This window comes from Variovorax sp. R-27, assembly GCF_049913215.1.
Lineage (GTDB): Bacteria > Pseudomonadota > Gammaproteobacteria > Burkholderiales > Burkholderiaceae_C > Variovorax.
Genome location: NZ_CP183984.1, coordinates 1,234,183 through 1,257,245 on the forward strand (window position 1 = coordinate 1,234,183; position 23,063 = coordinate 1,257,245).

General features: G+C 66.5%; 20 protein-coding genes. 11 read left to right on the forward strand and 9 right to left on the reverse strand.

What is annotated here, in order from left to right:
* Window positions 1–38 precede the first annotated feature (38 nt).
* A complete protein-coding gene (locus ACN9MV_RS05510; RefSeq protein ID WP_426391532.1) occupies window positions 39–1,871 on the reverse strand; it encodes an ATP-binding response regulator in 1,833 nt (610 codons plus the stop codon).
* 45 nt (window positions 1,872–1,916) lie between these two features.
* Window positions 1,917–3,083: a multifunctional CCA addition/repair protein gene (locus tag ACN9MV_RS05515; protein WP_426391533.1), complete on the reverse strand. Its 1,167-nt coding sequence runs from the start codon at window positions 3,081–3,083 to the stop codon at window positions 1,917–1,919.
* A gap of 166 nt (window positions 3,084–3,249) precedes the next feature.
* On the opposite strand from ACN9MV_RS05515, the gene ACN9MV_RS05520 reads away from it, so the two are divergent.
* Window positions 3,250–3,975, forward strand: a complete 726-nt coding sequence (locus ACN9MV_RS05520; protein WP_093056120.1) for an OmpW/AlkL family protein — start codon at window positions 3,250–3,252, stop codon at window positions 3,973–3,975.
* A gap of 24 nt (window positions 3,976–3,999) precedes the next feature.
* Here the strand turns inward: ACN9MV_RS05520 and ACN9MV_RS05525 are convergent, their stop codons facing one another.
* From ACN9MV_RS05525 to ACN9MV_RS05535, 3 genes are all read right to left on the reverse strand, one after another.
* Entirely contained in the window at window positions 4,000–4,686 is a 687-nt protein-coding gene (locus tag ACN9MV_RS05525; protein ID WP_426391534.1) for a glutathione S-transferase family protein, read from the reverse strand.
* 111 nt (window positions 4,687–4,797) lie between these two features.
* A complete protein-coding gene (locus tag ACN9MV_RS05530) occupies window positions 4,798–5,319 on the reverse strand; it encodes an MgtC/SapB family protein (protein WP_093056116.1) in 522 nt (173 codons plus the stop codon).
* A 1-nt stretch (window position 5,320) separates the two neighbouring features.
* Window positions 5,321–7,363: a transglycosylase SLT domain-containing protein gene (locus ACN9MV_RS05535; RefSeq protein ID WP_426391535.1), complete on the reverse strand. Its 2,043-nt coding sequence runs from the start codon at window positions 7,361–7,363 to the stop codon at window positions 5,321–5,323.
* A gap of 9 nt (window positions 7,364–7,372) precedes the next feature.
* Here ACN9MV_RS05535 and ACN9MV_RS05540 point away from each other — a divergent pair, with 9 nt between their 5' ends.
* On the forward strand, window positions 7,373–7,990 hold the full coding sequence (locus tag ACN9MV_RS05540; RefSeq protein WP_093056112.1) for a 5-formyltetrahydrofolate cyclo-ligase: 618 nt from the start codon (window positions 7,373–7,375) through the stop codon (window positions 7,988–7,990).
* A 10-nt stretch (window positions 7,991–8,000) separates the two neighbouring features.
* Here the strand turns inward: ACN9MV_RS05540 and ACN9MV_RS05545 are convergent, their stop codons facing one another.
* Window positions 8,001–8,984: a LysR substrate-binding domain-containing protein gene (locus ACN9MV_RS05545; protein ID WP_426391536.1), complete on the reverse strand. Its 984-nt coding sequence runs from the start codon at window positions 8,982–8,984 to the stop codon at window positions 8,001–8,003.
* A gap of 172 nt (window positions 8,985–9,156) precedes the next feature.
* Here ACN9MV_RS05545 and ACN9MV_RS05550 point away from each other — a divergent pair, with 172 nt between their 5' ends.
* Complete coding sequence (locus ACN9MV_RS05550) at window positions 9,157–9,474, forward strand: DUF2917 domain-containing protein (RefSeq protein WP_093056107.1); 318 nt, start codon at window positions 9,157–9,159, stop codon at window positions 9,472–9,474.
* 106 nt (window positions 9,475–9,580) lie between these two features.
* Here ACN9MV_RS05550 and ACN9MV_RS05555 read toward each other — a convergent pair whose 3' ends face one another.
* Window positions 9,581–9,991: a BLUF domain-containing protein gene (locus ACN9MV_RS05555; protein ID WP_093056105.1), complete on the reverse strand. Its 411-nt coding sequence runs from the start codon at window positions 9,989–9,991 to the stop codon at window positions 9,581–9,583.
* 91 nt (window positions 9,992–10,082) lie between these two features.
* Here ACN9MV_RS05555 and ACN9MV_RS05560 point away from each other — a divergent pair, with 91 nt between their 5' ends.
* Window positions 10,083–10,853 (forward strand): Crp/Fnr family transcriptional regulator, encoded by a 771-nt coding sequence (locus ACN9MV_RS05560; protein ID WP_256216864.1) that lies wholly within the window; start codon window positions 10,083–10,085, stop codon window positions 10,851–10,853.
* Between the two features lie 15 nt (window positions 10,854–10,868).
* On the opposite strand, the gene ACN9MV_RS05565 is transcribed toward ACN9MV_RS05560, so the two are convergent.
* Window positions 10,869–11,723: a DUF6279 family lipoprotein gene (locus tag ACN9MV_RS05565; protein WP_426391537.1), complete on the reverse strand. Its 855-nt coding sequence runs from the start codon at window positions 11,721–11,723 to the stop codon at window positions 10,869–10,871.
* Between the two features lie 31 nt (window positions 11,724–11,754).
* Between ACN9MV_RS05565 and glmU the strand changes: the two genes are divergently transcribed.
* Window positions 11,755–13,173 carry a bifunctional UDP-N-acetylglucosamine diphosphorylase/glucosamine-1-phosphate N-acetyltransferase GlmU gene (gene glmU, locus ACN9MV_RS05570; RefSeq protein WP_426391538.1) on the forward strand — a complete coding sequence of 473 codons (1,419 nt, stop codon included), beginning with the start codon at window positions 11,755–11,757 and terminating at the stop codon, window positions 13,171–13,173.
* A 114-nt stretch (window positions 13,174–13,287) separates the two neighbouring features.
* On the opposite strand, the gene ACN9MV_RS05575 is transcribed toward glmU, so the two are convergent.
* Entirely contained in the window at window positions 13,288–13,770 is a 483-nt protein-coding gene (locus ACN9MV_RS05575) for an Lrp/AsnC family transcriptional regulator (protein WP_426391539.1), read from the reverse strand.
* 138 nt (window positions 13,771–13,908) lie between these two features.
* Between ACN9MV_RS05575 and glmS the strand changes: the two genes are divergently transcribed.
* The 6 genes from glmS to ACN9MV_RS05605 all read left to right on the forward strand — a co-directional run bounded on the left by glmS (window position 13,909) and on the right by ACN9MV_RS05605 (window position 22,965).
* Window positions 13,909–15,789, forward strand: coding sequence for a glutamine--fructose-6-phosphate transaminase (isomerizing) (gene glmS, locus ACN9MV_RS05580; protein WP_426391540.1), 1,881 nt, complete (start codon window positions 13,909–13,911; stop codon window positions 15,787–15,789).
* Window positions 15,790–15,820: 31 nt separating this feature from the next.
* Window positions 15,821–16,678, forward strand: coding sequence for an AraC family transcriptional regulator (locus ACN9MV_RS05585; RefSeq protein WP_426391541.1), 858 nt, complete (start codon window positions 15,821–15,823; stop codon window positions 16,676–16,678).
* A gap of 40 nt (window positions 16,679–16,718) precedes the next feature.
* Window positions 16,719–17,768: a threonine aldolase family protein gene (locus ACN9MV_RS05590; protein WP_426391542.1), complete on the forward strand. Its 1,050-nt coding sequence runs from the start codon at window positions 16,719–16,721 to the stop codon at window positions 17,766–17,768.
* Window positions 17,769–18,003: 235 nt separating this feature from the next.
* Window positions 18,004–18,264, forward strand: coding sequence for a hypothetical protein (locus ACN9MV_RS05595; protein WP_426391543.1), 261 nt, complete (start codon window positions 18,004–18,006; stop codon window positions 18,262–18,264).
* A 680-nt stretch (window positions 18,265–18,944) separates the two neighbouring features.
* Window positions 18,945–20,168, forward strand: coding sequence for a hypothetical protein (locus ACN9MV_RS05600; RefSeq protein WP_426391544.1), 1,224 nt, complete (start codon window positions 18,945–18,947; stop codon window positions 20,166–20,168).
* Window positions 20,169–20,625: 457 nt separating this feature from the next.
* Window positions 20,626–22,965, forward strand: a complete 2,340-nt coding sequence (locus tag ACN9MV_RS05605) for a discoidin domain-containing protein (protein WP_426391545.1) — start codon at window positions 20,626–20,628, stop codon at window positions 22,963–22,965.
* The last annotated feature ends 98 nt before the right edge of the window (window positions 22,966–23,063 follow it).

Sequence of the window (23,063 nt, forward strand, 5' to 3'; positions counted from 1 at the left end):
GGCCAAAACCGGACGTGCGTCGGGGTCAGGGCCGTGAATCAGGCGGCCTTGGGCACCACATCGGCAAGCGCACGCAGCAGCGCCGCGGCGTTCACCGGCTTGAACAGCACCGGCACCCCGGAGGCGCGCACGTGCTGCAGCCGCTCGGGCGAGGTCTCGCCGGTCACCAGCATCAGCGGCGCCTGCAGCCCGAAGCGGCGCTGCAGCCTCAGGCCGACGTCGAGGCCGTTGTCGCCGTTGGAAAGGCGGTAGTCGCACATCAGCAGTGCGAAGGGCCGCTCCTGCACATCGGGCCGGCCCAGCACCTCGACGGCTTCGGTTTCGCTGGCCACGGCGTCCACGGCCAGGTCGTGGGCGTGGAAGAGGCCGGTCATGGCCTCGCGGATCTCCGCTTCGTCGTCTATCAGCAGGATGCGTGCGCGTGTCGCATGGATCACCGCCTCGGGCGAAGCAGCGGTGCTGCGGAAAGCTGCGGCCGGCTCGACGTCGGCCACCAGGGGCGCCGCGGCCGGCAGCTGGATGCGGAAGCGCGAGCCACCGCCCAGGCGCGACTTCACCTGCACCGGATGCTGCAGCAGGCGCGAGAGCCGCTGCACGATCGACAGGCCGATGCCCAGGCCCTGCGCGCGGTCGCGGCCCGGATTCTGCACCTGGTAGTACTCCTCGAACACGCGCTCGTGCTGCTCGGGCGCGATGCCGATGCCGGTGTCGAGCACTTCGATCCACACCATGTCGCCGCGCGAACGGGCCCGCACGGCAACGCCGCCGCGTGCCGTGTACTTCAGCGCGTTGTCGACGAGGTTCGAGAGCATGCGGTACAGCAGCTGCGGATCGCTGCGCACCCACAGGCCGCTGGCGCGCACCCGCAATTGCAATTGCCGTTGCTCGGCCTGCGCCGCGAACATGTGGTTGAGCGAGCGGAACAGCGCATCCAGCGACACAGGCCCGACGGCCGGCATGACCACGCCAGCGTCGAGGCGCGACACGTCGAGCATGGTGTCCAGCGAATTGCCCAGTGCATTTACCGCGCGCATCAGCCGCTGCGCGTTGCGTCCGCCATGGTGCTCGCGCAGCTCGTTCTCCAGCGCGGCGCCGAACAGGGCGATGGCATGCAACGGCTGGCGCAGGTCGTGGCTGGCGGTGGCGAGGAAGCGCGTCTTCTCGGCGCTGGCGCGTTCGGCGACGGCAATCTGTTTGCCGAGCTGCGCGGCCAGCGCCTCGTTCTCGAAGCGCAGTACCAGCGAGTCGGTCAGCAGCTTGTGCTGCTGGTCGCCCACGCGCAGCGTGAACAACAGGTAGCCCAGGCTGAACACCGCGAGGAAGAAGTGCAGGGCGTCGCCTTGCCAGGCCAGCGCGGCAATCAGGCTCAGCATCATCGGCAGGGTGTAGCCGTACAGCGCGGGCTTGAGCGGCCACAGCAGCTGCATGGCCCGGGCGCAGCTGCCGATGATGACCACCGTTACCACCGAGGTCACGGGCAGGTCGCCGGCCGAGATGAACAGCAGCGGGGCGGTGGCCGTGGCTATGCTCACGGCAGTGACGGTGCGCGAATGCCGGCGCGCCCAGCGCGTCGTGTCCGCGAGCGGCACGCCCTCGTGCCAGCGCGGCATGAAGAAGAGGGCGAGGCCGAACGACAGGTGGGCCGCCATCCAGGCCAGGATCCACAGGCGGGGCTGGTGCACGTACATGGCGGCGCCGAGCGCCGCGCCCAGGCCGAAGTGCACGAACACCGATGCGTTGTAGGCCGCGTACACCGAGGCCACATGCTCGCGCAGCACGCGCAGGCTCAGGTCGTCCGGCCCGGCGGATGGATCGGTCGGATGCTGGGAAGCGTCGGATTCGAGTGCGGGCTTCGGCGCGGTGGCATTCACCCGGTCGATGCTATCGGCCGGGTCTGCTCCGGGAAGTGCCAGAAGTCATGCCCTGGCGGACAGCGACGCCGCGACGGCTTCGACCCGGGCCTGGTGGATCGCCTCGCCGATCTTCGGGCCGATGGCGCCGGACTGCTGGGCGGCTTTGGCCACCACATCGGTGGCCACGGCCGCTGCCGTCGCCAGCACGGCGAGCAGGCGCTCGCGCTGCGGGTAGGGCGCATCGCCGGAGCCGGGCTGGCCGCGCGAGTCACATTCGCAGGCCAGCAGCGCCTCGGCGAAGCGCGCGGGCTTGCGGAAGGCGTCGCAGCGCTCCAGCAGGCGCACCAGCCCCGTGGCGTCCAGCGCGTCGCTGCCGTCGATGTGGCCATGCTCGCGCGCCACCACCTCGGCCAGTTCGCGGATGTCCACCGGCACGCGCCAGCGGTCGCACACCTGCTGCAGCTGCTTGACGCTCTCGTTGCGCATGAGGCAGGCGAAGCGCACCGCCAGCGAGGCCTGCAGGCGGGCGCTGGCATCGATGACTGCCATCGTCGCTTGCGTGCCGCCGTCGAGCTCGGGCAGCAGCACGGCCAGCGCACCGCATTCGCGCAGCACCTCGAACATGCGCGAGGGGCGTGTTTCCATCAGGCCGCGCGACAGCTCCTGCCACACGCGCTCGGCCACCAGCGCATCGACCTCGCCGGCGGCGACCATCTCGCGCATCAGCGCCATGGTTTCGGGGGCGACGCTGAAGTCGTCGAAGCGTGCCGCGAAGCGCGCCACGCGCAGGATGCGCACCGGGTCTTCGCGAAAGGCGTCGGTCACGTGGCGCAGCACCTTGTCGCGCAGGTCGCGCTGGCCGTGGAAGGGGTCGGCCAGCGTGGCGGGCGTGGGGTCGAAGCGGCCGTCGGCGCTCACAAGTTCGGCCGGCAGCGCAATGGCGTTGACGGTCAGGTCGCGGCGCGCGAGGTCTTGCTCCAGCGTGACGTCGGGCGCGGAATGCACGGTAAAGCCGCGGTAGCCCGGCGCGCTCTTGCGCTCGGTGCGTGCCAGCGCGTACTCCTCGCGCGTCTCGGGGTGCAGGAACACCGGAAAGTCGCGTCCCACGGGCAGGTAGCCGCGGGCCACCATTTCTTCGGGCGTGGCGCCGACCACCAGCCAGTCATGGTCGGACACCGGCCGCTGCAGCAGCCGGTCGCGAAGTGCACCTCCAACGAGAAAAATTTTCATAAGTGCAGTGTAGGGATACTCCCGGTACAAAAAAATAGAACGGTCGTTCGATAATCCCCGGAGCGGACCGGGAAATCGTTCGTTCATCGGACGAAATTCAGCGGCAATCACAAGTCGACGCCCGCATCCGCAGAGGGATATGTCAACCAAAGGAGCAATTCACATCATGAAGAAAACAATGTTTGCGCTGGCGGCTCTGGGTGCCTTGGCATCCGGAAGCGCGATGGCGCAGCAGGCGGGCGACTGGGTCGTCGGCGCGGGCTGGTTCCATCTGTCACCACAGGATTCCAGCAAGCCGCTGACCGTGACCTCGCCCATTCCGAGCGTGCTGGCCGGCTCGGGTGCTAGCGTGAGCGATTCCGACACGGTGGGTCTCAACGCCACCTATTTCCTCGACAGCCACTGGGCGGTGGAAGGCGTGTTCGGCGTGCCGCCGAAGTTCAAGCTCAACGGCACCGGCACCCTCGGCCGCGTCGGACAGCTCGGCGAGGCGCGCCAGTGGAGCCCGACGATCCTGGGCAAGTACTTCTTCAACGAGGGCACCGACGCCTTCCGGCCGTTCGTGGGCCTGGGCGCCACCTACGTCTGGTACAGCGACGTCAAGCTGACCTCGAACCTGCAGAGCGCACTGGCCGGCCAGTTCCACCAGTCGCCGTTCGCGGTGAACACCACGGCCAAGCTCGACAGCAAGTTCGCGCCGGTGATCAACGTGGGCGCGGCCTACCAGTTCGACAAGCACTGGGGCGTCTCGTTCTCGGTGTCGTACATCCCGCTGAAGACCAAGGCCAAGCTGACGACGACCTCGATCTACGGCCTGCCGGTGGCCAATAGCGAAGCCAGCCTGAAGCTGAACCCGATCGTCACCTACGTGGCGGCAACCTACCGGTTCTGATCCGCCCTACCTGCTTCGAAGACCCTAGCGCCCCGTGCGATAGGGCTCTTCGAACTGCAGGAAATCTTTCTCCGCCAGTGCATCGTCGATCCAGGCCCTGACGCCCGGCAGCGCCTGCACGCGCTCGATGTAGGCCGTGATATGCGCCGGCACCGGCAGGCCATAGGTCTTGATGCGCGTGCCGATGGGCGCGAAGTAGGCATCGGCGATGCCGAATCCGGCACCGAACAGCATCGGGCCGCCATGCGTGTCGAGCAGGCCGTTCCACATCTGCACGATGCGCGCGAGGTCGCTGGCGACTTCGGGCACTTCCTTCAGCAGCCGGGCGCCCACCTCGGGCAGCGAGGCTTCGATGTTCATGCCGCAATGGTTGCGCAGGCCGCCGAAGCCCGAGTGCATCTCGGCGCAGACGCTGCGGGCGCGCGCACGGTCAGCCGCGGACCGGGGCCAGAGCTGCTTTTCGGGGAAGGTCTCGGCGAGGTATTCGGCGATGGCCAGCGTGTCCCAGACGACGAGGCCGTCGTCCACCAGCACCGGCACCTTGGCCACCGGGTTCAGCGCGGCGATGGTGTGCTTGAACTGCGAATCGGCCTCGAACGAATCGAAGCGCACCACGACTTCCTCGAAATCGATGCCGGCCTGCTTCATCAACACCCAGGGCCGCATGGACCACGACGAGTAGTTCTTGTTGCCGACATAGAGCTTGCGCATGAGAGGGATCTCCGGTCCGTTGCGGTGGTTCAAAAAGGGGGTCTTCGATGCTAGCCGGACGCGGTGCCGCGATTGATGCCGAAGGCAGCGCGAATTGATGCGGCAGCGCGTTCAGCGCTCGCGGGTGTCGTCGTTCTTCTTCGGACCGGCCACGCGCTCGATCACGCTCACGAGGCGCGGCACCAGTGCCAGCACGGCGAGCGCCAGCAGCGCGCTCACCACGGCGGTCACCTCGCGGCCGAGCCCGCAGGCCATGCCGATGGCGGCCGTCATCCAAAGGCCCGCGGCGGTGGTCAGGCCCTGCACATGGCTCTCGTCCTTGCCCTGCTTGAGGATGGTGCCGGCGCACAGGAAGCCCACGCCTGCAACCAGCCCCTGGATCACGCGGCTCATGTCGGCCGGCACGATGCCGGTCTGCTGCGGGATCAGCACGAACATCGCCGAGCCGATGGCCACCAGCATGTGGGTGCGCACGCCGGCCGCCTTGCCCTGCTGCTCGCGCTCGAAGCCGAGCACGAAACCGAGGGCGCCAGCGAGCGTGAGGCGCAGCACGATGCGGGTGAGCTGCGCGACGTCGCTCACGTCCGAGAACTCGGATGCGAGGGTGTCGAGCACCTCGTCGCGCCAGCTCATCTCAGGGGAGGTCCTTGTTGGGCTCCGGCTCAGCCGCATCGCGCGGGCCAATGCGACCCAGGCGTTCCTTCAGCGACTGCGGCCGGCCGCTGATGATGGCCGCGTAGTTGGTGGTGTTGGCCAGCACTTTCTTCACGTAGTCGCGTGTCTCGTTGAACGGCACGTTCTCCGCCCAGATGGCGGCGTCGATCACCGGGCCGTTGCGCCAGCTGCGCGGGCGCCCCGGGCCGGCGTTGTAGGCGGCGGCCGCCAGCGCCATCGACCCGTCGAAGTCGTCGAGTGCGAGCTTCAGGTAGTTGGTGCCGATGGTGATGTTGGTCTCGCGGTCGTTGATCTGGCCGGGCGAGAAGTCGTTCATGCCGATCTTGCGGGCCGTCCAGCGCGCGGTGGCGGGCATGACCTGCATCAGGCCCGAGGCGCCGACGCCCGAGCGCGCGTCCATGATGAAGCGGCTTTCCTGGCGGATCAGGCCGTACACGTAGGCCGGGTCGAGGCCGATGTCCTGGCTCTTGCGCAGCACCGTGTCGTGGAAGGGCATGGGAAAGCGCTGTTCGACGTCGACCACGCCCTTGGTGCGCTCGCTGGTGTTGATGCAGCGGTCCCACACCTCGCGCTGGCAGGCGAAGTCGGCCGCGGCCAGCAGCGCGCGGTCGTCCATGCCGCCCTTGTCGTGCAGGTTGGTGGCGTAGTTCCACTCGCGCGTGCCTTCGGGGCGCAGGCCGATGGCGATGGCGTAGAGGCCGCGGGCGAGCGCCGGGTTGTTGCGCGCGGCGGCTTTTTCCTCGGGCGTGAGCGGGTCGGGGCGGGTGGGCACCATGGTGCGCTGGCCGAGCTCCTCGAGCGCCAGCATCTCGTAGAAACCGCGCGAGCCGGCGATGCTCTGGTAGAGGTCGCGGGCCTGCGCGCGGCGTTCGTCGCCGCCGGCGCTGGCCAGGGCGCGGGCCTTCCAGTAGACCCAGGTCGGCTCGAGCTGGGCGGCTTCGCTCATGGCGTTGATGGCGGGCGCCACCTCTTTCCACTGGCCGGCGCGCAGGGCGGCGCGCACGCGCCAGCCGAGCATGTCGTCGGACAAGTCGCTGTTCTTGGTGACGTTGGCGTAATAGGTGCCGGCCTGTGGCCAGAGCTTCAGCGCGGCGGCGCGGCCGATGGCGCCCCAGAGCCAGTTGCGCTCCTCGGCGGAGAGCATCGGGCCCCACTTGCTGTCGAGCTGCGAGGCGGCGAGTTCGGGGTCGGCGATGGCGATCTTGATGAGCGCGAGCACCACCAGCTCCTTGCGCGACTTGGCGGCCACGAAGGCGCGGCCGGTCAGGAACTTGGCCGAGCTGGCGTTGAGCTCCTCGAACAGCGGCAGCGCGTCGGGCGCGGCGATGGTGACGGCGGCGCGTGCGGCCTGGGGGCGGTTGGCCTCGATGGCCAGGCGCGCCTTCTTCCAGGCGTCGTTGGTCGACATCAGGCGGGCGGCGACCATGCGGTCGGCGGCGGTGAGGCAGCCGTCGTCCAGGTCTTTCTGGGCAAACCAGTTGCGGCGCACTTCGTCGGCCTGTGCCTGCGTGGCGGTGCCGGTGCGCAGCGAGTCGACCAGGACCGCGTAGCAGCGCACCTGCGCGTCGTCGCCCATGCGGAAACCGTCTACCGAGGCGGTGAAGTTGTCCCAGTCGCGGCGCTGGCCGAGCAGAAGCAGCCAGTCGTTGCGCAGGCGGTCTTCCTGGTAGGTGCCGGGGTAGCGCGCGAAGAAGTCCTGCACTTCGTTGGCGGGGGCGTCCTGCAGGCGCGCCTTGAGTTCCCAGTAGGCGGCCCAGGGCTCCAGTGCATGGCCTCGGGCCTGCGGCAGCAGGGCGGTCAGGCGGGCCTTGTCGCCGCGCTGGAAGGCCTGCTTCATCTGGATCAGCACGTCGTCGTTGGTGTTGCTCTGGGCTGCTGCGGGTTGCTGCGAGAGCAACGCGGCGAGGGCAAGAACAGTGGAAAAAACGAGTGCGGGTGCCGCGTTGCGCGGGTTGACGCGCGGGCGATGGCGCTTGGGTGCCAAAATGCTTGGGAACTGCATCGGGGGATTATGGACAAGTCAAAGGGTGCCGACACTTCGGCAACGGCGAGTTTTCTTAAGGAACAGTTGAGGAAGGCACTCATCGAGCAACGTCTTGCGATGCCCGACCGGCTGACACGCGCAGACCTTTTGCAGCGCGTGATGCGGATCTGGCTGGTCGGCCGGCCCGACACCGTGATCGGCGCCTACTGGCCCATCAAGGGCGAGTTCGATCCGCTGCCCGCCCTGCACCGCTGGAAGGAAGACGGCGAACTCATGGAAGAGACGCAGCGCCGGCGCATCGGACTGCCGGTGATCGACAAAGTCCACAAGACCCTGACCTTCCATGCCTGGTACCCGGGCTGCCAGATGGAAGAAGACGCCTACGGCATTCCCAAGCCCAAGGACACCGAGCTGATCGTGCCGACCCTGCTGTTCGTGCCCTGCGTGGGCTACAGCGCGGGCGGCTACCGGCTGGGCTACGGCGGCGGTTTCTACGACCGCACGCTGGCGGCGCTCGAGCCGCGGCCGTTCACGGTGGGTCTGGGCTTCACCCACGGCTTTCTCGAAGACTTCGAGCCCGAGGCGCACGACCTGCCGCTCGACGCCATCCTCAACGACAACGGAGTCGTCTGGCCGACCAGCTGAGCTGCCAGCGTCAGTCGATGTTGTCGACGGTGTCCGGGTCGGGCACCTCGCCGATGGTCTGGCGGGTGGTCTCGGACTGGAGCAGCAGCCAGTCGCAGAAGGCCCTGATTTCCGGCCGCAGCGCGCTGCGCGGCCCGGCAATGAGCCAGTAAGACATCGGCGAATCCATGCGGTGCTGCGGCAGCACCTCGACCAGGTCGCCGTTGGCCAGGCTCTCGGCAATGAGCGAGCTTCGCGCCAGCGTCACACCCTGCCCGGTAAGGGCCGCCTGCACCATCTGGTAGGCGTAATTGAAATAGAGCCAGCGCTTGGGCTGCGCGCGTTCCAGCCCGTTCACCTCGAACCAGCGGCGCCAGGTCAGCCATTCCAGGTGCGTGCGGTGCGCGTCGCCGGCCTCGATCAGCGTGAACTGGGTGATGTCGGCGGGTGTCTTGATGGGCGGGCTGCTCTTCAGCAGCCAGGGGCTGGCCACCGGCGTCAGCGTTTCGCCGAACAGGCGCACCGCGCCGGCCGTCATGGACTCGCGCGGGCCGTAGCGCAGGGCGATGTCCACGTCGGCTACTTCGAGGTCGACCGCCACGTCGCTGGCGTCGATGCGGATGTCGATCTCGGGGTTGTCGCGCTGGAAGGCCTCCAGCCGCGGGATCAGCCACATCGAGGCGAACGAGGCAAAAGTGGTCAGCGACACGCTCTGCCGCCCCGCGCTCTGGCGAATCTGGCGCACGGCCGTGTCAATGCGCGGCAGCGACTGCTGCACGGCCAGCAGCAGCAGTGCCCCCGCGCTCGTGAGCTCCACCGCGCGCGTATGGCGCAGGAACAGCGCCACGCCCACCTCTTCTTCCAGCGACTGGATCTGGCGGCTCACGGCCGACTGGGTCAGCGCCATTTCCTCAGCCGCGGCGCGGAAGTTCAGGTGCCGGGCCACCGCCTCGAAGGCGCGCAGGTGCCCGGCGGAGATCGGACGGGAGCGCAGATGGGTTTGCGAATGTTGCATGGATATGACTTTGGAGGGCGAATCGGCGTTTGGATCGATTGATGCGAAACGCGCATCAGTAGGCTACCTCGTTTTCATTGGACCGCCAACGCCATAGAAACGATCATTCATTCCCGAACTGCGCTATTGCCACTTTCTGACAAGCGCTTCGGCAAAGCCAAGGAGTTACATCATGTCCACCGCCGTCTGCACCACCGAATCGCTCTCGTCCCTGTCCGTTCCCGCCCGCACCGCCGCCGTTCCGCCGGCCGTGCGTCGTGGTGCCTGGCAGATCGCGCCCGGCGAGGCGATGAGCCTGAAGGCGCGGGCGGCCAGCATCCTGCGGGTCAAGCAGGGCCGGGTGTGGATCACGCCCGATGCCACGCTCAAGAACCCCAGCGAAGACCTGGTGCTCGCACCCGGCGAATCGCTGACGGTGGCCGCGGGCCAGCGCATCGTCATGGAGGCGTGGGACGGCTACGGCGCGACCTACAGCTGGGACAACGCCTGAGCGATTGTTTTCCCTCCAAGTGCTGAAAAGGCGGCCTCGGCCGCCTTTTTCTTTTTGAAGCGTCTTTTGGGGTAGGGCCGTCGGACGGCCGCCCGTTCAGTTCAATTCAGCCGTTGATGTCGAAGCTGGGCACCAGGGCCAGAAAGTGCCGCAGCGCCGCCTCGCCAAGCAGCACATGCACGCCGGCCATCAGGTCGGGGCCCTCGCATTCGGCCAGCCCCATGCCGAAACCGCTGTAGCGCCGGGCCGCCAGCGGAGCTTCGTAGACCACCCTGACGTCGACATGGCGCGGGTCTTCCTCGATCTGCTGCATCAGCGCGTCGATGGCTTCGGGCGGGCCTTCCAGGTGCTGGCAGAAACGCTGCCCGTCGAACACCAGCAGGCCGGTGATGTCGCGCTCCGCGTTGCGCATGCGCGCCCGGGAGGTGATCGAGCCCACGGTGCCCGGGGGCAGGTCCTGGGCGAGCGTGCTGCAGTAAAGCACTTCGTAGAGCGGGAGCCTTGGGTCTTCTGTCATGCGTCTTGGGGAGGAAAGCGGTGCGGAGTGTAGGCAGCCCCGGGACGCCGCGAAATGTCAAAAGACACAGGCGAAGCGCCTATAGTAAAGCGTGAAATTCGAGGACTACCCCGCTGCTGCAGCGCCTCCCCAGGGCGTGAATTCGTGCGACCAGTGCGCATTGCGACGGCTCGATGCCTTCCTGCCGCCTGCCGGCGAAGAGTTGCAGGCCATCCAGTCTTTCCGCGTCGGCACCCGGCGCGTGGAGGCGGGCAGTTCGATCATCGACGAGCACCGGCCGAGCCCGCAGCTCTTCACCCTTTATTCAGGCTGGGCCTTCCGCTACAAGACGCTGAGCGACGGACGGCGGCAGATACTGAGCTTTCTGCTGCCCGGCGATTTCCTCGGCCTGCAGGATGAGTTCGCCGAGGGCCAGACGCACGGCGTCGAGGCGGTGACCGACGTCACGCTGTGCGCCTTCTCGCGCGACCGGCTGTGGGACCTGTTCCATGCCCAGCCCAAGCTGGGCTACGACATCACCTGGCTTGCAGCGCGCGAGGAAAAGATGGTCGATGACAACCTCGTCACCACCGGCCGGCGCAATGCCGGCGAGCGCGTGGCCATGCTGCTGATGCACCTGTATCGCCGAGCGCAGCGCGTGGGCATGGTGCGCGACGGCTGGGTCGAGTTTCCGTTCAACCAGCAGCACATCGCTGATGCGCTGGGGCTGTCGCTGGTGCACACCAACAAGACGCTGCGGCGGCTGCAGCGGCTGGGGCTCTACAAGATCGACGCCGGCTGGCTGCGCATCATGGAGCCGCACGCCCTGGAAACGCTGGGCGACTACTTCGAACGCCCGATGCGGCCTACGCCGCTGATCTGATCCGCCACACGGCCTTCAGCGCGTGGCCACCAGCTGGCGCAGGTCGCTCTCGTAGGCCTGCAGCCGGCGCACCGCCTGCGCGCGCTGGCTGGCCGTGGTGCCGTTGTGCAGCGCCGCCGTGTTGCGGCAACCCTCCTGCAGCAAGGCCTGCTGCTGGTCGCGCCAGGGTCCGGGCGGTGGTTCGGCGATGCGCTGGATGTAGCCATGCAGCGCCGCGCGCGCCCCGGCCGGCGACGGCTTGCTGGCCACGAAGCCGCGCAGCAGCACCAGCGCCTCCTGCTGGCGCTTGCGGCGCTCGGCGTCCGCCAGCCGCGGGTCGAACACCGACTGTGCGACCTGCTGCTTCAGCAGTTCGCGTTGCTCCGTGCTGAGGCGGCCGTAGAAGTCCTCGGTGCGGTCGAGGAACTGGTCGTAGCGCTTTTCCTGCACCTGCGCCGGGGTGCGGTCGAGCCAGTCCTTGCGGTACTCGGCGTTGTTCTTCGCGTATTTGCGCTCCAGCTGCTGCAGCTGCGCGTCGGTCAGGCTCAGCGCCAGCTCGGTGCCGGCGGGCTCGGCGCGTTCGGTAACGGCCAGCAGGCGCTCGCGGATGCGGTCGGCCATGGCGCAGACTTGCTCCGGCGTCACCTCACCCGGCGCCAGCGCCTGCGCTTCCTGCAGCAGCGAGGCGATGCGCGGCAGCTCGTTCTGCCGGTGCCAGGCCAGCAGCTGGTCGAGTTCGTCGCGCACCTTGGGGGTCTGCGCGCCGTCGAAGTCCAGGTAGCCGTCGAGCCACCAGTAGCTCACCGTGGGCAGGTTGTTGTAAGCCAGCTTGATCGCGCTGCAGGCGCCCAGGGCGGCGGCGATGAGCAGCACGCCGATAATTCGCGCCACTGCAGCGCAACGAAATCGGGAAGAAAAACGCATGAATCAGACTCCGCAACAAGACAGCCGGGGGCCGGTCGACGTCGTCATCATGGCGGCCGGCAAGGGCACGCGCATGAAAAGCAGACTGCCCAAAGTGTTGCATCGATTGGGCGGTCGCGCATTGCTGGCCCATGTGACGGGCACCGCCGCGCGCATCGGCGCGCGCGACGTGGTGGTCATCACTGGCCATGGCGCGGCCGAAGTCGAGGCCTCGCTGAACAGCGGCATCGAGGGCGTCACGCTGCGCTTTGCGCGCCAGGAGCCGCAGCTCGGCACCGGCCACGCAGTGCAGCAGGCCGCGCCGCTGCTGCCGGACGACGGCACGGTGGTCGTGCTGTCGGGCGACGTGCCGCTGATCGGCGAAGACACACTGCGCGCGCTCATCGCGGCCAGCACGGGCAGCAAGCTGGCGCTGCTGACCATCGAATTCGACGACCCGACCGGCTACGGCCGCGTCATCCGCGCGGCGGGGCAAGGCGAGGTCACCGCCATCGTCGAGCACAAGGACGCCACCGAAGCGCAGCGCGCCGTGCGCGAGATCTACAGCGGCGTGATGGCCGTGCCCGCGCGCCTGCTCAAGGGCTGGCTCGCGCGGCTGGACAACAAGAACGCCCAGGGCGAGTACTACCTGACCGACGTGGTGAAGTTCGCCGCCGCCGACGGCGTGCCCGTGGTCGCGCACATCACCACCGATGCACTGCAGGTGGCCGGCATCAACAGCCCGGCCCAGCTCGCGGCGCTCGAGCGCGCCTGGCAACTGCGCCAGGCGAATGCGCTGATGGAGCAGGGCGTGCGCCTGGCCGACCCGGCGCGCTTCGACCTGCGCGGCACGCTGGATTGCGGGGCCGACGTGGAGATCGACGTCAATTGCGTGTTCGAAGGCATGGTGTCGCTGGGCGAGGGCGTGCGCATCGGCGCGAACTGCGTCATTGCGAATGCGCGCATCGAGGCAGGCGCGGTGATTCATCCGTTCACGCATATCGAGGGCGAGAAGGCCGGCGTGACGGTGGGCGCGGGTTCGCTCATCGGCCCCTTCGCGCGGCTGCGGCCCGGCGCACAACTGGGTGCCGAGGTGCACATCGGCAATTTCGTGGAGGTCAAGAACTCGACGCTGGCTGCCGGCGCCAAGGCTAACCACCTGGCCTACCTGGGCGACGCCACCGTGGGCGAGCGCGTGAACTACGGGGCGGGCAGCATCACCGCCAACTACGACGGCGCCAACAAGCACCGCACCGTGATCGGCGACGACGTGCACGTGGGCAGTAACTGCGTGCTGGTGGCGCCCATAACCATCGGTGCGGGCGGCACCATCGGCGGCGGCTCGACCATCAACAAGTCGACCGAGCCGGGGGCGCTGACCGTGGCGCGGGGCAAGCAGGTGAGTTTTCCGAATTGGAAGCGCCCTCAGAAGAAATAGGCTCGCCCCCAGGCTGCGCGCACTTCGTGTCGCTTCGCCAACCCCCTGCCGGGGGCAACACCAGCGGCCCGGCAAAGCCGGTTCCGCGGTGTTCCGCGAAGAGGCACGAAAGCTTTATCGCAGCGGCAACCGGGGCTCGAACTTGGCGCGCTTGAGGCTGAAGAAGGCCTTGACGTTGCGCACGTTCGCGTCGGCTGTGAACAGGCGCTGCGTGAGTGCGCCGTAGTCGGGCATGTCGCGCGCGGCCACGACCAGCACGAAGTCCGGGCCCGGCGACACGCGCCAGCACTGCTGCACTGCGTCGTCGGCAATCACGCGCGTCTCGAAGGCGTCGAGCGAGGCAGCGTCCTGCCGGTCGAGCGAGATTTCGATCACCGCCTGCAGGCCGTGGCCCAGTACTGTGGCGAGCCGGTCGGGCGACAGCAGTGCGACCTGGCGTTCGATCAGGCCGACTTCGCGCAGCCGCTGCACGCGGCGCAGGCAGGTGGGCGGCGAGATGCCGACGTCCGCGGCCAGGCGCTGATTGGTCTGCGAGGCATCGCGCTGGAGCGCGTCGAGCAGGCGCAGGTCGATTGAATCCAGGGAGATTGATTCCATATTAGAGGAAATTATGGAATAAAAGTCCAAATCAAAGAAATGGAGAAATAAAAGTCCGAAATAAACAAAATTTCGAATGCATATTTCTTTCATGCCTTCCTACCATCGAGGCTCTTCTTCTTTCAAAGGCAGCTCACCATGTGCGGCATCGTCGGGGCAGCGTCCCATCGCAACATCGTTCCGGTCCTGGTCCAGGGCCTCCAGCGGCTCGAATACCGCGGCTATGACTCGTGCGGCGTGGCGGTGCATGCCGGCGGCCTGACGCGGGCGCGCACCACTTCGCGCGTGGCCGACCTAGTGGTGCAGGTGCGCGACGACAAGGTCGAGGGCCTCACCGGCATTGCCCACACGCGCTGGGCCACGCACGGCGCGCCGGCCGTGCACAACGCACACCCGCATTTCAGCCACGGCCCCGGCGCCGATGCGCAGACCGCGCGGCCGGGCCGCATCGCGCTCGTGCACAACGGCATCATCGAAAACCACGAAACACTGCGCGCCGCGCTCGAAGCCAAGGGCTACGCCTTCGAGAGCCAGACCGACACCGAGGTCATCGCCCACTTGGTCGATAGCCTCTACGACGGTGACCTGTTCGAAGCCGTGAAGGCCGCCGTGCTGCAACTGCACGGCGCCTACGCCATTGCCGTGATCTGCCGCGACGAGCCGCAGCGCGTGGTCGGTGCGCGTGCGGGCTCGCCGCTGATCCTCGGCGCCGGCAAGGACGGCGCAGAGAACTTCCTCGCCAGCGACGCGATGGCCCTGGCCGGCGTGACCGACCAGATCGTCTATCTGGAAGAGGGCGACGTGGTCGACGTGCAGCCGGGCAAGTACTGGATCGTCGACAAGAACCACAAGCCGGTCACCCGCCAGGTGCGCACCGTGCTCGCCCACAGCGGCGCGGCCGAGCTCGGCCCGTACCGCCACTACATGCAGAAGGAAATCTTCGAGCAGCCGCGCGCGATCGGCGACACGCTCGAGGGCGTGGAAGGCATCGTGCCCGAGCTGTTCGACGGCATCGGCCAGGACGGCGCGACCGGCGCCAGTGCCTACCGCGTGTTCCAGGACATCGACAAGATCCTCATCCTCGCCTGCGGCACCAGCTACTACAGCGGCTGCACCGCCAAGTACTGGCTCGAGGGCATCGCGAAGATTTCCACGCAGGTCGAGATCGCGAGCGAATACCGCTACCGCGACTCCGTGCCCGACCCGAAGACGCTGGTCGTCACCATCAGTCAGTCCGGCGAAACCGCCGACACGCTGGCCGCGCTGAAGCACGCGCGCTCGCTCGGCATGGAGCAGACGCTGACCATCTGCAACGTCGCCACCAGCGCGATGGTGCGCGAGTGCAAGCTGGCGTACATCACGCGCGCAGGCGTCGAAATCGGCGTGGCATCGACCAAGGCCTTCACCACGCAACTCGCGGGCCTCTTCCTGCTCACGCTGGCCATCGCGCAGGCCAAGGGCCGCCTGAGCGACGCCGACGAGGCGCGCTACCTGAAGGAAATGCGCCACCTGCCCGTCGCGCTGCAGTCGGTGCTGGCGCTGGAGCCGCAGATCATCGGCTGGGCCGAAGACTTTGCGCGCAAGGACAACGCGTTGTTCCTCGGCCGCGGGCTGCACTACCCGATCGCACTCGAAGGCGCGCTCAAGCTCAAGGAAGTGACCTACATCCACGCCGAGGCCTACGCCGCCGGCGAACTCAAGCACGGCCCGCTCGCGCTGGTGACGAGCGAGATGCCCGTGGTGGCCGTGGCGCCCAACGACGCACTGCTCGAAAAGCTCAAGAGCAACCTGCAGGAAGTGCGCGCGCGCGGCGGCGTGCTCTACGTGCTGGCCGACGGCGACACGAAGATCAAGAGCAGCGACGGGCTGCACGTGATCCGCATGCCCGAGCACTACGGCGCGCTCTCGCCGATCCTGCATGTGGTGCCACTGCAACTGCTGGCGTATCACACGGCGTGTGCGCGGGGGACCGATGTGGACAAGCCGCGTAATCTGGCGAAGAGCGTGACTGTGGAGTGATCCGGAGACAGCGCATCGACTGGAGCCGTTCGTGCGTGAAGAAGTCCAATACGACCGCGCTATCGACATACCCGGCCTCGTCCTGAGCACGGCCCGGTTTGCCGAGTTCCGGTTCGAGCCTCACTACCACCTGGACTGCCACATAGCGCTCGTCACCGATGGCGTGCAGCGCCAGACTTACCAGGGCGAGTCGCTGCTGCTTTCACGCGGTGCAATCCAGCTGATGCCCCCGGGGGAGGTTCATGACGGAACGGCGGGCGCAGATGAGTCATACACGCTGCACACTTTCCGCATCTCGCCTGCATTGCTGGCAGGCCTGGGTGAAGAGGTCACCGGCAGGCACTACCTTCCCTCCCAACCCGCAATGGTGCTGCGGGACGCTCGCCTTGCAAACGAGCTGCTGAGGGCGCATGCAAGCCTTCGGCACGCATCGGCCGATCCGTTGCTGAACGAAGCCCGCGTGCTGGACTTGTTCGAGTCCATCTTTTCCCGCCTGCTGCGCCCCGCGCCCCAGATCGTCGCCGGGGCCTTGTCGCCGCAGCAGTTCGGACTTGCCCGGGACTTCATGGAGGCGAACATTGCCGACAAGATCGTCCTGGAGGATCTGGCCGTCCTGCTCGGCCTGGAGCGGTTTCGGTTCCTGAAGCTCTTCAAGCGCACAGTCGGCATGACGCCCCATGCCTGGTTGCTGCGACTGCGGCTCGAGCGCGCGGTGGAGCTGATCCGGGCGAACCGAGACATGGCAATCACCGATGTTGCGCACGCCGTCGGGTTCTTCGACCAGAGCCATTTCACCCGCGCGTTCAGCCGTGCTTACGGTGTGACCCCGGCGCGTTTTCAGCGGCCCGGCGTCAATTTTTTACAAGGCGACTTCGTCACCGGCCAGTAGTCTCCCGTGTCTTGGCATCCATCCAACTGCACGGCACCGAATGACCACCTTCAGTTTTCTCGACGACTACAGCGAGGGCGCGCATCCCGAAATCCTGCGCGCGCTCACCGACTCCAACCTGGTGCAGCAGGCGCCCTACGGGGACGACGCCTACTCTGCACAGGCAAAGGCGCAAATCAGGTCGCGCCTGGGCGAGGGCTTCGACGGCGCGATCCACTTCGTCGCCAGCGGGACCATGGCAAACATCGTTTCGATATCGAGCTGCCTTCGCCCTCATGAAGCCGTGATTGCCGTGAGCTCCGGGCACATCGTCGTACGCGAGGCCGGCGCCATCGAGGCGACCGGGCACAAGCTCATCGTGGTTCCGGCGGTCGATGGAAAGATCACCCCGCAGGCGATCGAAGAAGCGCTTGCCTCCAACGCGCACTTCCCGCACATGGCCAGGCCGCGGCTCATCTATCTTTCCAACGCGACGGAAACGGGCACGATCTACACCCTCGCGGAACTGCAGGAGATCTCCGCCCTTGCCAGGCAGCGGGGCCTTCTACTTTTTCTCGACGGTGCGCGCCTTGGGGCAGCACTGGCTTCGCACAAGAACGACACGAGCCTGGCCGACATCGCCGCGCTGGCAGACATTTTCTGGATCGGTGGGACCAAGGTCGGTGCGCTGCTGGGAGAGGCCATCGTGGTCTGCAACCCTGCACTGAAGGAAGACTTCGCAATTCATCTGAAGCAGCGCGGCGGCATGCTGGCGAAGGGGCGGTTGCTGGGCATCCAGTTCCAGGAGCTGTTCGGCGCCGCCAGTCTGTTCACGTCGATGGCGCAGCACGCCAATGCCATGGCGGCAAAGCTCGCATCCGGCATCACCTCGGCGGGCCATGCACTGGCTGCGGATACCGAGACCAACCAGGTGTTCCCCATCCTGCCGGACCCGGTGATCGCTGCGTTGCAGAAAGACTTCGCGTTCTATGTGTGGGGAAGGGCGGGCGACGGCCACTCCGTGATCCGCCTGGTCACCTCATGGGCAACGGACGAAAGCCAGGTCGACTTGTTCTTGTCTCGCCTCGCCATTGCCGGTAGCGGCGCGTGAGCCGCTGCGTTCTTGCAAGCATCAAGACCGTGCCGCCCTTCACCGTCAAGCAGCACTGGCACGCCCGCTACAACCAGGACCCGGCGAATCGCTGGCTGCGCGGTTTGTGCGAACGGCTTTTTGCCAAGAAGTCGAACGCGCGTAAATAGAGGATCGAGCCTGTCGACGGCCAGGGTGAAAAGCACGATGCGCTTTTGAGCGCCTGCTCCGGGCGATAGCTTCAACCCGGAGCGCGGTGAACGAAGTGGCCTTGATGGTGCGGCCCGACGGCACGACCGAATGGCATTGCGAGACCGACCTGGGCCCGATCACCGTCGCCCCAAGAAAACCCGAGTGGCCGATCAAGCTCTTGAGGGCCATGACCGAGCGCGTTTCGACGACCACGTTGGGCAGCGCAAGGTTCTGCCGCGCTGCACGTTTCGCCGTTTCGGAGAAATCCAACCGTCGCTTGGGTGGCACGCGCCACCGTTGGTCAAGACAGAGCCGCATCACCTGATCAATGCATTCACGCGTTGTCAGGCGAGCACCCCTCGCGAGACATCGAGCGAATCAGCTTCGCGCTTCCGGGGATGTCAGGTGCCGTTCGGCGTGTTGCGTGAGCGGCTCGCCGACATGGCTGTGGAGAAGCTCAGTCATCGGGATTGGGTGCCAGCATCCAGTGCATAGCGTTCAGAGGCTGCGCGCACGCGTGAGAGAACAACGCCATTCCTATGAAAAATGAATGAGTGAATCTCGATTTTCGACGCATTCAAAAAGCAAGGGATGAAGTCTTGGTTGCTCTACTCCGTCGATCGCTGCATCGTGAATGGAGCGCCTTGTAATGCACAAGTGTTGGTTGATGTTAGGCCTGATGCGCCGGTATTTCCTTTTTTGTCGGACTCCACTTAAGAGCTGGCCATAACTTGTCACACGACGAATTCGAAGCGACGCTCCGCGTCACTTTCCGGGATCAATTGGCGCGTTCTTCTCCGGCGGGGTCTGAGGCATGAATCGTGCGCCTCATGGCGTGGTCGGCGAGTGCATCCGGGCCCGAGCCTGCGACATGCATGCTGGCCATGCACGACGAAAGTATTCCCCCGCATGCGAAGTACGCAACGCGTGCGGCGGCTGGTTCTCTTCAATCTCAAAAAAATCATTCCCATGACGATGTTTCCCGGAGGATGCGTTTCCGCACTGATGCTTTTGGTGCTCCTGTCTGGCTGCGGCGGTGGGGGTGGCGGCAACCAGGGCAGTGGCCTGTCCGGTCTGGGCGGTGGCAGTCAAGGCAGCAATGGCACCGGCCAAAGTGGCGGTGGCACAGGCGGCGCGAGCGGCACGGGGGGCGGCACAGGGGGCGGCATAGATGGGGGCACTTCGCCCGTCGCAGCGACCACCGCACTGGTAACCAGGCTCGGCAAGCCCGCCCGGGTGCTGTTCGGGCTCGGCTCCGGCTCCATCGACGAGATGAAGAAACAGGACATTCACCCGGACATCGTGGACACCTACCTGGTAGGCACTGGCGCAGGCGCCTGGCCTACCTGGAACAGTCCCGACGGCGCGTACCTCACATACACCGCGCAGGCCAAGCAGGCCTACGGCGCGATTCCGATGTTCACGCTCTACCAGATGCAGGGCGATCTGAGCGGCATCAACGACGCGGCCTTCATGAACAAATACTGGGGGCAGACGCGGCTGATGTACCAGCTCATTGCGGACCTGCGCGGGCCCGTTCTGATCAACCTGGAGCCGGACTTCTGGGGATTCCTTGCGTCGAAGAGGCCCGATCACGATGCGACGCAAATTCCGGCCGTCGTGAACAACCAGCCGGAATGCGCCGGGCTGCCGAATACCGCCGCGGGCCTCGGCCAATGCCTCGTGCAGATGGGCAGGCAGATCGCGCCCAAGGCGCTGGTGGGATTCCCGCCCTCCTTCTGGAGCGGCACCGCTGCCGAGATCGGCGCGCAGATGCGCGTGGTCGGGGCAGACAAGGCGGACTTCATCGTCGCCCAGACCAGCGACCGCGACGCGGGCTGCTGGGAAGCTGACTCGCCGCCCGACGAATGCAGGGGCCGAACCGGAACGTTCTACTGGGACGCAAGCAACAAGACCAGCCCGAATTTCCACGACTCCCAGAAGCAGATTTCGGACTACCGTGCCGCACTGGGCAATGGCCTGCCGATCCTGTGGTGGCAGACGCCGATGGGCGTGCCGTCCGACACGCCCGGCGGCACTGACCAGCACTACCGCGACAACCACGTCGACTACATGCTGCGCAATACCCAGGAGTACGGCGACACGCACACGTTCGCGATCGTCTTCAGTCCAGGAGGAAGCCACCAGACCTCCATCACCACCGATGGTGGCCAATTCGCCCGCCTGTCGGGCCAGTACCTTGCGCGAGGCGGTGCGGCCTTGAAGTAGCGATCGGACGCCGGAATCGCACTTGATCCGACGGCGACGTATTCGACCACCATGTATGTGGAAGGCGCCCCGGTTCTACATCCTCTTCCTGGATGAACACCAGGATCAGTCAGCCTCGCGAGCCGAAAAGCCTTCAAGGCGGATCGCGGGCTTGTCAATGAAATCAGCGCCTCCAGGAAAGCTGGCGGTCCGTGCCGGGCTCCGCGACTTTTCAGCGCATTAACCAACGGCTCCCATGTTTGACAAAACTGATTTTGCTGCTGCGTTGCTCGTGTTGAGCGCGGTCGTGCTCCCGGGTTGCGGGGGCGGAGATTCGGAAAATTTCCAGGCAGGCGCTACGGTCCCTGTTGTCGCAGGGGGCACCCCAGAGGTCCCCGCTGTCGCGGGAGGCACACCGGAGACTTCCGCCACCACGGGAGTCACCCCCGAAGTCCCCGCCGCCCCGGGAGACACCCCGGTGGCCCGCGTCATCAAGCACCCCGGTGTTGGGGTCACCCTCTCGGATCTCGCGACGCTCAAGGCATACGTCGACCAGGGCAGGGAGCCATGGGCGTCCGGCTTCGAGCAAGTGGCGGGCAGTCCCATGTCCAGGCTCAGCTACGGAGGGCATGGCCCGTTCGCGAAAGTGAGCCGCGCCCCTGACGAGAATCTCTGGGCCTGGCGCAACGACATGGTCGCGATCTCGAATCTCTCGCTGATGTGGTACTTCACCCGTGACGAGCGATACGCGGAGAACGCGCGCAAGTTCCTGCTTGGGTGGGCCACCACGCAGACGGAGTTCTCGGGTCGCGAGTCGATGCTCGACCTGGGCGACTACGCGCTCCAGTTCGTGGGCGGCGCGGAAATCCTGCGCGCCACATGGCCGGGCTGGAAGGAGTCCGACACGGCGACGGTGAAGAAGTACTTCAAGGACGTACTGATGCCGGCGGCGAACCCTTACGGCGAAAGCTCGTTCGGCGCCGCCAACAAGGGCGCACTGTCCCTCACCGCGCTTGGGCTGATGGCGATCTACAACGACGACATCGAGGCATTGGACAAGGTCGTCTACCAGGCCCGCACGCTGGCCCACATCGGGCTGAGAAATTCCAACGACATCGGCATGCTCGGCGACTCGCTGCGCGACCAGGGGCATGCCTATGGGCAGCTCAAGTCGCTGACCATGCTCGCCGAGGCGCTCTGGAGCCAAGGCATCGACATCTATTCCGATTTCGACAACCGCCTGCTGGCGGCGGGTGAGTATTTCGCGAGGGTGAACGAGCGCGTGCCCACGGCAGCGCTTCCTTTCGGCACCACCGATCGCTACTACCTCACCGACGTCACCGGGCACGGCTGGGACGGCGCCAATGGCGGGAGCGTGGCGCTGACCCAGATCTATGGCGCCTACGTCCTGCGCAAGGGTCTCCAAGCGCCCTTCATCGCGCAGAGGCGCCTCCGGATGCCGGTGGACGGCAGCAGCTTCATGTTCCTCAAGGACGCCGACACGTCGAAGGCGACGCCGCCGCCGGCGCTGCCCATTCCTTCGACCGCCTCGATCACCTCGGGATTCAGCAATGCCGACATCGGGGGCGCCAGCCCGGCCGGCACGGCCACCTACGCCGACGGCAAGTGGAACGTGGCTGGGGCAGGCCGGGGTATCTGGGGCGCACTCGATAGTTCCCACTTCGCCTACAAGGCCCTCACCGGCAACAGCGCCATCATCGCGAAAGTCGAGTCGCTCCAGAACACCCACCCGTCCGCAATGGCGGGCGTGATGATGCGCACAAGCCTGGATCCAGACGCTCCGCGCGCCTGGATGGCGATAAATTACAAAGGTGAAGCCTTACAGAACATGACGAAGCTGGCGGTGTATGGCGGCTCGAACTACGCGAATAAGGTTGCGAGCTCCGGGCCCACTTACTGGGTGAAGCTCGAGCGCATCGGGAACATCATCACCGGCTACGTTTCTCCCGACGGCACCAATTGGGCCGCCACCGATGTCGGCCGCATCGACGCCCCCGTTCCCGACACGGTCTATGTCGGATTGGTGGTCTCGTCGGTCACCAGCCAGCTAAACAACAGCGTCTTCAGCAACGTGCAGATCACCGGCGGCGACGGTGGTGCGCCGAGCGTCATCCCGGCGGCGCCCGCCATGCTGCTGGCCTCGCCGGGCGATGGCACCGTCCCGTTGCGCTGGCAGGCGTCCTTCGGCGCCAACGGATACACGGTCGGCCGCTCCGAGTTCAGCGGCGGACCCTACGAGGCCGTCGCGTCGGGCGTCACGGGCAGCAGCTATACGGACACCTCCGTGACCAATGGCACCACCTACTACTACACCGTCACGGCGAGCAACTCCGCCGGAACGAGCGGCCGTTCTCCCATGGACAGCGCCACGCCGACCCGTCCGATGGTGAACGTTGCCACCGGCGGCACCGCAAGCGACAGCGCGGGCAATGCGACCCAAGCGAAACGCGCCTTCGACCGGAACTCGCTGTCGCAATGGCTTTACGTGGGCACGACCGGCTGGCTGCAGTACGACCTCGGCCATACGGAGCGCGTCCAGCGCTATGCGATCACCAGCACCACCAACCCGGTCCCGCGCGATCCGAAGGACTGGCAGTTCCAGGCCTCCAACGACGGCGTCACCTGGACCACGCTGGACACGCAAAACGACCAGGTGTTTGACTACCGCCTGGAACTGAAGACCTATGCGATCGCGAATCCGGCCTCCTATCGCTACTACCGGCTCAACATCACAGCCAACAACGGCGACAGCACCCTCACGGATCTTTCCGAACTGGGGCTGTTCGTTTCCAAGTAGCCGTAATTAACCCGATGCGCGATGGACAGGCACGCCCATGGCACATCTCTTCCAGCTCCAAGCAATACGCCAAAAAATGCCGTAGATCTCAAGAAAAA